This window comes from Mesorhizobium sp. AR02, from assembly GCF_024746835.1.
In the GTDB taxonomy this organism is placed as follows: Bacteria; Pseudomonadota; Alphaproteobacteria; order Rhizobiales; family Rhizobiaceae; genus Mesorhizobium.
The window spans coordinates 750366-763116 of sequence record NZ_CP080531.1 but is presented as its reverse complement, the minus strand read 5'-3'; the positions used below and the strand labels follow the sequence as shown (position 1 = coordinate 763116).

Annotated in this window: 9 protein-coding genes; 5 read left to right on the top strand and 4 right to left on the bottom strand. The window is 64.7% G+C overall.

Features of this window, described 5'->3' with window-relative positions; translation table 11 throughout:
* The first annotated feature begins 17 nt into the window (after positions 1 to 17).
* The 5 genes from DBIPINDM_RS08250 to DBIPINDM_RS08230 are packed head-to-tail and all read left to right on the top strand — an operon-like array spanning position 18 to position 6788.
* A complete protein-coding gene (locus DBIPINDM_RS08250; RefSeq protein ID WP_258585277.1) occupies positions 18 to 1496 on the top strand; it encodes an aldehyde dehydrogenase family protein in 1479 nt (492 codons plus the stop codon).
* A gap of 14 nt (positions 1497 to 1510) precedes the next feature.
* Positions 1511 to 3205, top strand: coding sequence for a GMC family oxidoreductase (locus DBIPINDM_RS08245; RefSeq protein WP_258585276.1), 1695 nt, complete (start codon positions 1511 to 1513; stop codon positions 3203 to 3205).
* A gap of 17 nt (positions 3206 to 3222) precedes the next feature.
* Positions 3223 to 4005, top strand: a complete 783-nt coding sequence (locus tag DBIPINDM_RS08240) for an HpcH/HpaI aldolase family protein (RefSeq protein ID WP_064987889.1) — start codon at positions 3223 to 3225, stop codon at positions 4003 to 4005.
* 19 nt (positions 4006 to 4024) lie between these two features.
* Positions 4025 to 5290, top strand: coding sequence for an NAD(P)/FAD-dependent oxidoreductase (locus DBIPINDM_RS08235; protein ID WP_258585275.1), 1266 nt, complete (start codon positions 4025 to 4027; stop codon positions 5288 to 5290).
* 58 nt (positions 5291 to 5348) lie between these two features.
* Positions 5349 to 6788 (top strand): NAD(P)-dependent oxidoreductase, encoded by a 1440-nt coding sequence (locus DBIPINDM_RS08230; RefSeq protein WP_258585274.1) that lies wholly within the window; start codon positions 5349 to 5351, stop codon positions 6786 to 6788.
* 56 nt (positions 6789 to 6844) lie between these two features.
* Here the strand turns inward: DBIPINDM_RS08230 and DBIPINDM_RS08225 are convergent, their stop codons facing one another.
* The 4 genes from DBIPINDM_RS08225 to DBIPINDM_RS08210 form a co-directional block, all read right to left on the bottom strand.
* On the bottom strand, positions 6845 to 8341 hold the full coding sequence (locus tag DBIPINDM_RS08225; RefSeq protein ID WP_258585273.1) for an HAL/PAL/TAL family ammonia-lyase: 1497 nt from the start codon (positions 8339 to 8341) through the stop codon (positions 6845 to 6847).
* Between the two features lie 137 nt (positions 8342 to 8478).
* Positions 8479 to 9582 carry an alcohol dehydrogenase family protein gene (locus DBIPINDM_RS08220; RefSeq protein WP_258585272.1) on the bottom strand — a complete coding sequence of 368 codons (1104 nt, stop codon included), beginning with the start codon at positions 9580 to 9582 and terminating at the stop codon, positions 8479 to 8481.
* A gap of 8 nt (positions 9583 to 9590) precedes the next feature.
* A complete protein-coding gene (locus DBIPINDM_RS08215) occupies positions 9591 to 10970 on the bottom strand; it encodes an aspartate aminotransferase family protein (RefSeq protein ID WP_258585271.1) in 1380 nt (459 codons plus the stop codon).
* Between the two features lie 175 nt (positions 10971 to 11145).
* Entirely contained in the window at positions 11146 to 12639 is a 1494-nt protein-coding gene (locus tag DBIPINDM_RS08210; RefSeq protein ID WP_258585270.1) for an NAD-dependent succinate-semialdehyde dehydrogenase, read from the bottom strand.
* Positions 12640 to 12751: the final 112 nt, after the last annotated feature.

Sequence of the window (12751 nt, the reverse complement as noted above, 5' to 3'; positions counted from 1 at the left end):
GCAAAAGGAAGACATCAATGACACTGAGTTTCGATCCGGCCACAATCGCCGTCCCCAGGGGCCATCACATTGGCGGGCAGTACGTTGAACTGCCTGGCGCGGAAATCGAGGTTCTCCGCCCCTCCGATCTCCAGCCCATGGGCGTGATCACCGATGGCGGCGAAGCGGCGGTGCAGCAAGCCGTCGATGCCGCCAAAAAGGCGCTGGCGCAGAGCCGCTGGGCGAAGATCGCGCCACGCGATCGTGCCGCCGCGCTGATGCGCCTCGCGGCGCTGATCGAGGAGAACGCGACCTATCTCGGCCAACTGGAAGCGATGGGATCGAGCCGGCTGATCTCGATGACGATTGCTCGAGACGCGGTCCGCACCGCTGGCGTCGTGCGCTACTACGCCGAATTCTGCGACAAGATCGAAGGCACGGTCACTTCGACCGAGGCGAATGCGCTCAGCATCGTCAAGCATGAGCCCTACGGCATTGTCGGCGCGATCGTTCCCTGGAACTTCCCGATGATCACGGCGGCCTGGAAATTCGCCCCGGCGCTGGCCGCCGGCAATGCGGTGCTGATGAAGACCTCGGAGCTGACCCCGCACAGCCTTCTGGCGCTGGCGGAGCTCGCGGCCAAGGCCGGCATTCCGGCCGGCCTGTTCAATGTCGTCAACGGTTACGGGCACACGACGGGAGCGGCGATCGTGCGCCATCCCGATATATTGAAAATCTCCTTTACCGGCTCCACGCAGACCGGTGTGGCCATCATGACGCTGGCCGCCCAGTCCGGCATCAAACCCGTCACGCTTGAACTCGGCGGCAAGAGTCCGCAATTGGTGCTGGCCGATGCCGGTGATATCGATGTCGTGGCCGGCCGGGTCGCGGCGGCATTCATGGACAATGCCGGCCAGGTCTGCACGGCCGGTTCGCGGCTGATCGTCGAGGACAAGATTGCCGATCAGCTTGTCGAACGCGTCATCGCCCGGACCAAGGTGATCAAGGCTGGCCCGACCTGGGACGAGGCGACGACCTTCGCGCCGATCATCAGCCGCAAGCAGCTCGAGCACATCGATACGATGGTCCGCGCCAGCATCGGCGAGGGCGCCTCGGTGGTCACCGGCGGCACGGTGCTGGAAGGCCGCAACGAGGGTAGTTTCTACGCCCCGACGATCCTCGAAAATGTCTCCGACGACAATATCGGTTTCAAGGAAGAGTTTTTTGGTCCGGTGCTGACCGTACGCACCTTTGCTGATCTCGAGGAAGGCCTCGCTCAGGCGGCGCATCCGGTCTACGGGCTCGCCGCCAGCGTCCACACCACGGATTTGAAGAAGGCGCTCAAGGCAGCGGATTCGATCGAGGCCGGCATGGTCTGGATCAACCAGCACGGGCGCGGCCCGGAGTTCACCTATCCGGCCGGCGGTTACAAGGGATCCGGCTTCGGCAAGGATATGGGCCGTGCCGGCATCGAGGCGTTCCTGCGCCAGAAGGCCATCTGGGCCAATTACGCCTGAGCGAGCGCAAGCACATGCAATTCGATTACATCATTGTCGGCGGCGGCTCGGCAGGCGCCGTGCTCGCCAGCCGTCTCTCGGAGAACGGGACGAAACAGGTCGCGCTTTTCGAAGCCGGACCCGACACGCCGCCGGACGACGTCCCGGAGGTGATCGCCGACAGCTATCCCGGCCTCTCCTATTTCGACCCGAAATACCATTGGACGGAACTGCGCGTCTTCAACCGCTCGCCCAAGCAAAATGCGCAGGTGGTCAAGACGGCCAAGCTCGAACAGGCCAAGGTGATGGGCGGCGGCTCCAGCATCAACGGCCAGTTCGCCGTGCGCGGCCTGCCGCATGACTATGACGAATGGGAAGGTCTCGGCCTGCCCGGCTGGGGATGGGACGGCATGCTGCCCTACCTCAAGAAGCTCGAGCGCGATCTCGATTTCGATGGCGAGCTTCACAACAAGACCGGCCGGATTCCGATCCGCCGCGTCTTTCCAAAGGATTGGGCCGGCTTCACCAGATCCGTGCTCAAGCAGACGGAAAGCGAATATCCCTACCGGCCGGACTACAATGGCAGTTTCGAGGACGGCTCGTTCCCGCTGCCTTTGTCGAACGAGAACGACCGCCGCGTGTCGACGGCGATCGGCTATCTCGACGCCGAGGCGCGCGCGCGCAAGAACCTGCACATCTTCGCCAATGCCTTCGTTGAGAGACTGGTGACCAAGGGGACGCGCATCACCGGCGTCGAGGTCACGATCGCTGGCCGCACACAGATCTACAACGCCAACGAGACGATCGTTTCAGCCGGCGCCCTGCATTCGCCAGCCATCCTGCTTCGTGCCGGCATCGGGCCGGCGGCGCAGCTGAAGCGGCTGGGCATCGAAGTGGTCGCCGATCGCCCCGGCGTCGGCGAGAACCTGACCGATCATCCGCATATAGCCGTCGGCGCGCATTTCAAGAAATCCGCGCGGCTCAAGCCCGGTCAGCGGCGCCACATCTTCCTGGGCGTCAGATATTCTTCCAACTATGCCGACTGCCATCCGGGCGACATGCTGCTGATGCCGGTCAACCGCGCCGGTTGGCATCCGCTCGGCAAGGCGATGGGCGCGCTCAATGTCTGCGTCAACAAATCCTATTCGCGCGGCACGGTGACGTTGAAGTCTGCGGTCCAGACCGATGAACCGATCGTCGATCTGAACATGGCCTCCGACGGCCGCGACCTGATGCGCCTGGTCGATGGCTTCAGGCGCATCTGCAAGATCATGCAATCGCCCGATGTCCAGCAGCACGTCAACACCTGGTTCCTGGCCGGCTACAGCGACGAGGCGCGAGCGCTCAGCGTCCGCAAGCCATCGAACTGGGTCAAGACCGCGACCGCGGCCTACCTGTTCGACTACGCGCCCTTCTTCCGCGAGACCTTGCTCAAGCGCAAGTTCGGCACCACCGACCGCATCCAGGCGATGCTCGGCAATGAAGAGCTGATCGCCGACTGGGTCAAGCAATCCGTCTGGTCGGGCTGGCATGTCTCCGGCACTTGCAAGATGGGCGCCGACGGCGATCCGCTGGCGGTGCTCGATGCCGAATGCCGCGTGCGCGGCGTGCAGGGCCTGCGCGTCGTCGACGCCTCGATCATGCCGACGATCGTCGCCGCCAACACCAACATCACGACCATCGCCATCGCTGAAAAGGCGGCGGACTTGATTTTGAATTCTCGACAATAGCAAAGGACCTCAAGACTATGCGCAAGAACAAGGTGAAGGACATCTGGGCCGCCGGCGGCGAAGTGGTGACGGGCTGGCTCGGCATTCCGTCGTCGATCTCGGCGGAACTGATGGCCCAGCAGGGCTGGGACGCGCTGACTGTCGACCTCCAGCATGGCGCGACGGACTATGTCGACGCGGTGCCGATGCTGCAGGCGATCTCGACGACGGACACGACGCCGATGGTGCGCGTGCCGTGGAACGACCCGGCGATCATCGGCAAGGTGCTCGATGCCGGCGCCTATGGTGTGATCTGCCCGATGGTCAACACCGCCGAGGAAGCGGATGCCTTCGTCAAGGCCTGCCGCTATTTCCCTAAGGGCGGCCGCAGCGTCGGTCCGCTGCGCGCCTCACTCTATGCCGGCGCGGACTATTTCCAGCACGCCAACGACACCATCATCACCATGGCGATGATCGAGAGCGAGCAGGCGGTGAAGAACCTGGAAGACATACTGAAGACGCCGAATCTCGACGCCATCTTCGTCGGTCCGTCGGACCTTGCGGTGACCATGGGCGAGGCACCCGGTTTCGACCCGCGCTATCCCGCCGTCTACGAGGCGATCGAATACATCGCCGCCAAGTGCAAGGAAGCTGGCGTCATTCCTGGCATCCATTGCGGCTCGGTCGCTTACGGCGTCGACATGCGCAAGCTGGGCTATCGCTTCATGGCCTATCTCTCCGACTTCCGCATGCTGCAGCAGATGGTGGCGCGGTCGCTGCCGGCCTTCCGCGCCGGCACGCCGAGCGCGATCGCACCCTGACCGGCACAACGGATCGATCATGGCATCGACAAGCACGCCGCGCGGCAAGGTGACGGTCATCGGCGCCGGCATCATCGGCGTCTGCACCGCGAATTACCTGCTCGATCAGGGTTTTGCCGTCGAGGTGGTCGATCCGGCCTTGCCGGGGTCCGAGGAACAATGCTCATTCGGCAATGCCGGCGGCATCTGCCCGGGCTCCTGCATCCCGAACGCGATGCCGGGCGTGCTTCGCAACGTGCCGAAATGGCTGATGGATCCCGAAGGTCCGTTGATCGTGCGGCTCGCCTATCTGCCGCACGCGCTGCCCTGGCTGCTGCGCTTCCTCGCCGCCAGCCGCAAGCCGCGCGCCGAGGAGATATCGGCGGCGATGCGCTCTCTGCACCGTTACACATTCGAGTGCTACGAGCCGCTGATCAAGGCCGCCGGCTGCGAGGATCTTCTGCAGAAGCGCGGCCAGCTCTTCGTCCATGAAACCGCCGACGGCCCGTCGAAGAGCGCCTATGGGCTCGGGCTGCGGCGCGAGCATGGCGTCAAGGTCGACATCCTCGATGCCGACGAGATCCGCCAGCTCGAACCGGCCCTGGCACCGATTTTCAAGAGCGCGGTCTATTTGCCCGAACAGGGGCAGTGTCCCAATCCCGGCCGGCTTGTTGCGAAGCTCGCCGAACATGCGGCGCGCCAGGGTGCGCGCTTCATCAGGGCGAAAGTGATCGGATTCGACATGGGCCCCAATGGTCCCTCGGCGCTGCGGCTTGAAGGTGGCGGGCGCATGCCTGTCGAAACCGTGGTGCTGTGCGCGGGGGCCTGGTCGGGCGATCTCGCCCGCAAGCTTGGCGACCGTATTCCGCTCGAGAGCGAGCGTGGCTACCATATCATGGTCAAGGGGGCCGATACCGGCCTGCGCATCCAGACCATTTCGGCCGACCGCAAGTTCGTCGCCTCACCGATGGAGGATGGACTGCGGATCGCCGGCAATGTCGAATTCGCCGGCCTGAAGGCACCCGCCAACATGAACCGCGCGGATGTTCTCCTGAAGCAGGCGAGGCCGATGTTCAGGAAACTCGAGGTTGGCGAGGTCACGCGCTGGATGGGACATCGGCCAGGCACGCCCGACAGCATTCCGGTCATCGACCGGGCGTCGCGGGCCAGGAATGTCATCTATGCCTTCGGCCACGGCCATCAGGGCCTCATTGGCGGCGCTGTCACCGGCAAGATCGTGTCGCAACTTGCCGCCGGTTTGCCGCCGGTGATCGATCTGACGCCCTTCCGGACGGATAGGTTCTGATTGTTCAGGACACCTGCTGTCGCAGCAGGCCTTGCCGCTCTTGCATGAGGGAAACGACGTGACCGCGAACACCAATACACAGGCCGTGGAGCCAATCGACCCGCAAAGCGTCTACGCCGTGCTGATCTGCGATCTGGTCGGCCTGCGTTTCGGGCCCGACGGCAAGCCCGACCCGAGCGAAGTGCGCGCGCATATCGAGGCCAAGGGTGGCCGCTTTCATGCGGCAGCACTTGGCGACAAAGCAGGCCTCGAACGTGGCCGGGTGCATTTCTTCTACCGGCCGGACCTCAGCACGCGCGAAGAGCTGATCGAAGCCGCGGGCGACGGGCGCTATGACGCCGTCATCGCCGCCGCGACCTTTCTGCCCGCAGAGACCGTCTTTCCGCTGGCGGGCGTGCGGATCGGCGCCGGCACCGGCAATATGGGCTCGCGCTCCTGGGGTGGCGGCAGCGGCGAGGGCGGCACTGCGGTGCTGATGAACACGCCCGGTATCAACAGCCGTGCCACGGCGCAGATGGTGATGAAGGCGATCCTCAAAGTGCTGCCAGACCTGCCGGTCGACAGGCTTCACGAGCGGGTGGCGCGCGGCGCTTTCGACACCGGCAGGGAACTGCGCGATTTCCCGACCGAGAAGCTCGAAGGCAAGACGATTGCCGTCATCGGCTACGGCAATATCGGCCGCGAGGTGGCCAAGCTTGCCCGCGCCTTCGGCATGCGCGTGGTGATCCATGCACGGCCACGGCACCGCGACTGGATAGAAGCCGAGGGCTTCGCCTTTGCGGCGGACCTCGGCGACGCGGCCGAAGGCGCGGATGTGCTCAGCGTCCATGTCGGACTGGGCAAGCAGGATGCGCAAAGCGGCCGCTACGCCAATGCCGGGCTCATCGGCGCGGACGTCCTCTCCCGCATGAACAAGGGCGCGGTGCTGGTCAATTACGATCGCGGCGAGCTTGTCGACGTGGCGGCCCTTGGCGACGCGCTGGATGCAGGCCGGGTGCGCCATGCGGCAATCGATGCCGACCTGTTCAAGAATGCCTCGACCGACGCTCTTTCCGGTCCGATGCTGCCTTATCTCGACCTCGTCGAAAGGCATGGCGACAAACTCGAACTTCTGCCGCATGCCGCCGCCGACACGGACCATCCCTCGCGCGTTGCCGGCGCCAAACAGGCCGTCGACCAACTGTTCGACGTCATCTGCCGCAAATCGGTGGCGAATGCGAAGGGCACCGTACCGCCGGGCTATCTTTCCCGTGGGGCGACAACGCCCCAAGGCATCGGGCCGGTGACGGCGGACCACCTTTTGAAATTGACCTCAGGCGAATGCTCCGAGCTGGCGGATGTCTGCGATCGGCAAAGCCGGCTGTGGCAGGCTCTGTCGGACACGCCGCCCGCCGAGCGCGGCACGATCGTCGCCGAACAGGGCGAGGAGCTTGTCCGGCTGATCGACCGCTTCTGCCTTCTGGCCGAGAGCCTGAACCTCAGGGGGCCTTATCAATAATATCGGCCTGCCGCCGCGCGGATTTAAAAACGGCAGCTGTCGGATGGGAGCCTCGCTCAGTATCTTGGTCCTGCCACCATCCGCGCCATCCGTGTCATGTCGGTGCTCATCTCGCGGTCGTCGTCGAGCGGGCTGACGAGCGCGCGCACGGCGGCGAAGGTGCGCTGCGGCCCTTCGCCCATGCTGTCGACGACGCCGCGCAGTTCGACGCCCGTCGCCGCGAAGATCAGCTCCATCGCCACGAGATAACGCATGCGCTCGATGATCTCGGCGGTCTTGGCCACCACCCGCGGTGCCATCGACGACTGATCCTCGATGCCGTCCGAAACGGCGAGCGGGCTGAGCGACATCGGGTTGGCGAGATGCCGGATTTCGGCTTCCAGCGCGGACAACGGCTTCTGCAGTTCCGCGTAGCCCTGGCGGCTGCCACCCCTGGCCGACAGGAAGCGTGGCAGGTCGGCGATGGTCGGCGACATCAGTTTCATGCAGCGGTTGGCGGTGCCGACCGCGCAATGCGCGAGGGCCTGGCCGAGCTGTTCAAAGGCCAGCGTCATCGCCGTGAGGTCGAAATTGCCGTTGGAAATCACCCGTTCTCCCTCGGCCAGGATCACGGGGTTGTCGCCCGAATGGGTCAGTTCGATTTCGGTCGCCCGCCGCGCCTGTTCGAACGCATTGAGCAGGCCACCCCAGACCTGCGGCACGCAGCGATAGCTGAGCGGATCCTGCAGACGCCGCGCCGCTCTGTCCTTCCACAGGCCGCTACCGGCCAGTTCTGTGCGCAGCCGCGCGCCGATCTCGCGCTGGCCGAAGGCCGGCCGGGCCGCCAGGGCATCCTCGTCGATCGCGGTGAGGGAAGAGCGGAATGCCTCATAGTTGAGGGCGACCGCTGCCAGCGCCCAGTCGATGAGATGGGCGACGTCTTCGAGGCACAGGCATGCTGTTCCGGTCGACAGGCTGTTGGCGACGATGATGGCGTGGCCGTCCTTTTCGCGCAGGTCGAGCGGTTCTAGACCGGCGAGCGCAAGCGCCTCGGCGGAGGGCATGATCCTGCCCTGGAACTCCGCCTCGCCATCGCCGCGTAGCGACCTTGCCATATGGCCGAGATGGGCAAGGTCTGCCGCGCCGATCGATCCCCAGGTCGGGATCACCGGATGGACGCCGGCGTTCAGCGCCGCCACAAGGCCCATGACCACGCGCTCGGAGGTGCCGGTGCCACCGGCGGCCATGCCTGAAATGCGCGCGATCATCATCGCCCGCACTGCCTCGGTTGGCAGCGCCGGTCCGATGCCCATGCTGTGGCTGAGCGGCACGCTGTGCTGGAAGGCGATCAGGTCGGCCTGCGCCAGCGGCGTGTCGACACAAGCGCCGAGGCCCGTGGTGACGCCGTACATCGGCTTGCCAAGCCCAGTGAGATGTTCGATGAGGGCGCGGCTCGCCTGGACGCGGCGCATCGCGTCTTCGCCCAGCATCAGCCGGGCGTTGCGGCGTGCGATCTCGGCGACATCGGCCACGCCGAGCGGCTTGGCGTCGAGCAGTATCATCCGGGCTGTCATGTCTCGCCTGTATCTTGTGACCAGAGGCCCGGACCTGCGGCGCGGCGGGCGTCACCGTTTGTGGCGGCTTGCCGGCTGGACTGCAAGCCATTCCGATTATGGCAGCGGGCAGAAGCGAGGATGCCTGGATTTCTGAACTACGCCGACCGCTCCGCGACGGCGTCGGGCACCACCACCAGCTTGCCGACAAAATCCTTGGCGATGAAATCGGCTTGCGCGTGGTGAAAATCGGAGAGCTTGTAGACGCCGCCGACCAGCGGCCGGATTTTCTTCGCCTCGATATAGCCGACGATGCGGCGGAAATCGGCGCGCGTGCCCTGGCTCGAACCATGCAACTGCAACTGCTTGAGATACATGGTCCTGAGATCAAGCTGCACAACCGGGCCGGCGATCGCGCCGGCGGTGGTGTAGCGGCCCTCGGGCCGCAGGATACGCAGCAGGTCGTTGAAGATCGCGCCGCCGACGAGGTCGGCCACGACGTCGATCGGCTTGCCGCCGGTCGCCTCAGTCACGGCTTGCGGCAGGTCGGCGACGCCGCGGGTGATCACGGCCTCGGCGCCGATGTTGAGCACCGCCTGTTCCTTGCCCTTGCCGACGATTGCATAGGGGATCGCGTCGCGCGCCCGCGCCAGTTGCACGATGCCGGAGCCAACGCCACCCGAGGCGCCAGTGACCAGCACGCGCTCGCCAGCCTTCAAGCCAGCGCGTTCCAGCATCTGTTCACCGGTGAGATACGCACAGCAGAAGGTGGCGAGTTCGATATCGCTCATATCCGTGTCGACAACATGCGCATTCTGTGCCGGCACGGTCTGGTACTCGGCGTAACCGCCATCGCGGCCATGGCCCATATAGTCGATGTCGGCCAGCGAATCGTCGTCGCGGTTGTAGATGGAGAAATCGACCATCACCCGTTCGCCGACACGGTCCGGCGAGACGCCTTCGCCGACAGCAACGATGGTGCCCACCGTGTCGGTGCCCTGGATGCGCGGGAAAACAAGCGTGTTGCCCTGCCTCCGCCAGGTCGACACGGCGGCAGCATCCTCTTCCGTGCCATAGGCGCCCTGGCGCACCCAGACATCGGTGTTGTTCATGCCGCAAGCGGTGACCTTGACCAGCACTTCGGCGGCGGCAGGTACGGGCACTTTCACATCGGTGCGGTAGACAAGCTTTTCCGGTCCGCCGTGCCCGGTGAGCAGCACGGCGGCCATGGTGGCGGGGATGGTTCTGGTTATCGCATTCATGGTCGATCTCAGAGATTGGCAAACACGCTCTTCACCGCATCGGCGGTCTTCGACACGACGATATCGGCTTCTTCACGCGTCAGGCAAAGCGGCGGCGCAAAGCCAAGGATGTCGCCCTGCGGCATGGCGCGGCCGATGACGCCGCTGGCGGCCAGCGCTGTCGCCACTTGCGGTCCGATCTTCTGCGAAGCCTCGAAGAACACCCGGTCATCCCGATCGGCGACGAACTCGACCGCCGCCAGCATGCCGTCGCCGCGCACATCGCCGACGTTCTTATGCCCGCCGACGGCCTTGGCCAGCTCGGCGCGGAAATAGGCGCCGATCTCCTTGGCATTGGTCACAAGGTCCATCTCGTCGATCAGTTCGAGATTGGCGACACCGGCGGCAACGCAGATCGGATGCGCCGAATAGGTCCAGCCATGGCCGAGCGAGCCGAGCTTGTCGGAGCCCTGCACCAACACCTGCCACATCTTGTCGGCGACAATGACGCCCGATAGGGGCGCATAGGCCGAGGTCAGACCCTTGGCGATGGTGATCAAATCCGGCTTGATGCCGTAGTGGTCGGAGCCGAACATGGTGCCCAGCCGCCCAAAGCCCGTGACCACCTCGTCGGCGACCAGTAGCACATCATATTTCTTCAGCACCGCCTGGATCTTTTCCCAATAACCGGCCGGCGGCGGCACGATGCCGCCGGTGCCGAGGATCGGCTCGCCGATGAAGGCGGCGACGGTTTCGGGCCCTTCGGCCAGGATCGTCTCCTCGAGCTTGTCGGCGCAATGCTGCGAAAACTGCTCCTCGCTCATCGAGCGGTCGGCGCGGCGGAAATAGTAGGGCGCTTCGGTGTGCAGGATGGGCGCGCGCGGCAGGTCGAAGGCGTTGTGGAACAGGTCGAGCCCGGTCAGCGACCCTGTCATCACGCCCGAACCGTGATAGCCGCGCCAGCGCGAGATGATCTTCTTCTTCTCCGGCCGGCCGAGCACGTTGTTGTAGTACCAGATCAGCTTGATGTTGGTTTCGTTGGCATCCGAGCCGGAGAGGCCGAAATAGACCCTCGACATGCCTTTCGGTGCGCGATCGACGATCATCTTGGCCAGAGTGATCGAGGCCTCGGTGCCGTGCCCGACATAGGCGTGGTAGTAGGCGAGATTCCTGGCCTGGGTGGCGATGGCATCGGCGATCTTCTGGCGGCCATAGCCGACATTGACGCAATAGAGGCCGGCGAAGGCATCGATGCTCTTCCTGCCATTGTTGTCCCAGACGGTGACGCCTTCACCACCGGCCATGATGCGGGTCTGGCTCTCGCCCCGTGCATGCGTGCCCATATGGGTCGAGGGATGGAAGAAGTGGTCGCGATCCCAGGCGGCGAGTTCATTGGACTGGTCGAGCATTTTTTCTACTCCTTGAGGAAAGCGAACGCGACTTAAGATGTGTTGAGATTCAGGTCAGGCCGAGCCGAAAATGTCAGGTTTCGAGAACCGGAGCGGAGCGTACTCAAGTACGTGAGCACCGGAAGCGCAGAAGCCTGGCATTTGCAGGCCGGCATCACCTGAATATCGACACATCTTAGGCTACGTCCAGGCAGAGATATTTTAGATCGGTGAAAGCTTCGAGCCCGTGGCGCGAGCCTTCGCGGCCGATGCCGGATTGCTTGACGCCGCCGAAGGGTATCGGCGCGCCGGTGATCTTGACGCGGTTGATGGCAACCATGCCGTAGTCGAGCGCGCGGCCCAGGCGCTGCTGGCGGGCGCCATTCTCGGTCACGATATAGGCGACGAGGCCATATTCGGTGGCGTTGGCGCGCGCGATCACCTCGTCCTCGCTGTCGAAAGGCGTGACGGCGGCGACCGGTCCAAAAGTCTCTTCGCGCATGATCAACGCCTCGTCGGGCACATCGACCAGCAGCGTCGGCTGATAGAACAGCGGCCCGGCCTGATGCCGCTTGCCGCCATTGAGGCAGCGCGCGCCCTGGGCGAGGGCGTTGGCGACCTGTTCCTCGACTTTCTGGACGGCTCGCTCATGCATCAGCGGCCCGATATCAATCTTGTCGGCGAGCCCATTGCCGATCCGCAGCGCCTCGATGCGCCTGGCGAAGGCGGCGCAGAAGCGGTCGTAGAGAGGCCGCTGGACGTAGATGCGATTGGCGGCAAGGCAGTCCTGGCCCGACGTGGCGAATTTGGCATCGATGGCAATGCCCACCGCTTTGTCCAGATCCGCGTCGGCAAAGACGATCAGTGGCGCGTGGCCGCCAAGCTCCATCACCAGCCGCTTCATCGTCGGCGCGCTCTGGGCCGCGATCAGCCGGCCGATCTCGGTCGAGCCCGTAAAACTCATGGCGCGGACGCGTGCGTCCTCGCACATCCGGCCGACGATCGTCGCGGCCTTGCCAGTGACGATGTTGAAAACGCCTGCGGGCAGGCCGGCGCGCTCACCAAGCTCAGCCAGCGCCAGCGCCGACAGCGGCGTCTCGGAGGAGGGATGCGCGACGATGGTACAGCCGGCGGCAAGGGCGGCGGCCGCCTTGCGGGTCAGCATGGCCGAGGGGAAATTCCACGGCGTGACGACACCGACGACGCCAAGCGGCTCGCGCCGAACCATCATTTCCGCATCAGGCAGATGGCTGGTGACGCTCTCGGCGTTGAGACGTTTTGCTTCCTCCGCGTACCATTCGACGAAGGAGGCGGCATAATCGATCTCGCCGAGCGATTCCTGCAGCGGCTTGCCTTGTTCCAGTGTCATCAGCAGAGCGAGGTCGTCTTTCGCGGCGATGATCAGTTCGAACCATTTTCGCAGAATTTTCGAGCGCTCCTGCGGCATCAGCGACCGCCAGGCCGGGAAGGCGCTGACGGCGGCATCGATCGCTTTTGTCGTTTGCCGCGCATCCAGCGCGGCGACAAACGCGACAGTAGTGCCAGTCGCCGGATCGGTGACCTCAAAACTTTCAGCGGCCTCGCTTGCCGTCCAGTGTCCATCGACATAGGCGAGTTCGCGCAGCAGGCGGCGGTCGGCGAGGCGGTCGAGCGCTTCATGGCGATGCGAGCGGGCGAAATGCGCGGACATGGTCGAAGCCTCCCGGTGCGGTCTGATGCCGGGAGATTATCCATCGCGGACAGACAGAGAGGCTGTTTGGGCACGCGCTGATAGAGAGTCTCTCTCTATTGCACCGGTCGGG

Excerpts from the sequence above, each read along its gene's own strand:
- DBIPINDM_RS08250 (WP_258585277.1), top strand. The coding sequence starts at position 18 with ATGACACTGAGTTTCGATCCGGCCACAATCGCCGTCCCCAGGGGCCAT.
- DBIPINDM_RS08245 (WP_258585276.1), top strand. The coding sequence starts at position 1,511 with ATGCAATTCGATTACATCATTGTCGGCGGCGGCTCGGCAGGCGCCGTG.
- DBIPINDM_RS08240 (WP_064987889.1), top strand. The coding sequence starts at position 3,223 with ATGCGCAAGAACAAGGTGAAGGACATCTGGGCCGCCGGCGGCGAAGTG.
- DBIPINDM_RS08235 (WP_258585275.1), top strand. The coding sequence starts at position 4,025 with ATGGCATCGACAAGCACGCCGCGCGGCAAGGTGACGGTCATCGGCGCC.
- DBIPINDM_RS08225 (WP_258585273.1), bottom strand. The coding sequence starts at position 8,341 with ATGACAGCCCGGATGATACTGCTCGACGCCAAGCCGCTCGGCGTGGCC.
- DBIPINDM_RS08220 (WP_258585272.1), bottom strand. The coding sequence starts at position 9,582 with ATGAATGCGATAACCAGAACCATCCCCGCCACCATGGCCGCCGTGCTG.
- DBIPINDM_RS08215 (WP_258585271.1), bottom strand. The coding sequence starts at position 10,970 with ATGCTCGACCAGTCCAATGAACTCGCCGCCTGGGATCGCGACCACTTC.
- DBIPINDM_RS08210 (WP_258585270.1), bottom strand. The coding sequence starts at position 12,639 with ATGTCCGCGCATTTCGCCCGCTCGCATCGCCATGAAGCGCTCGACCGC.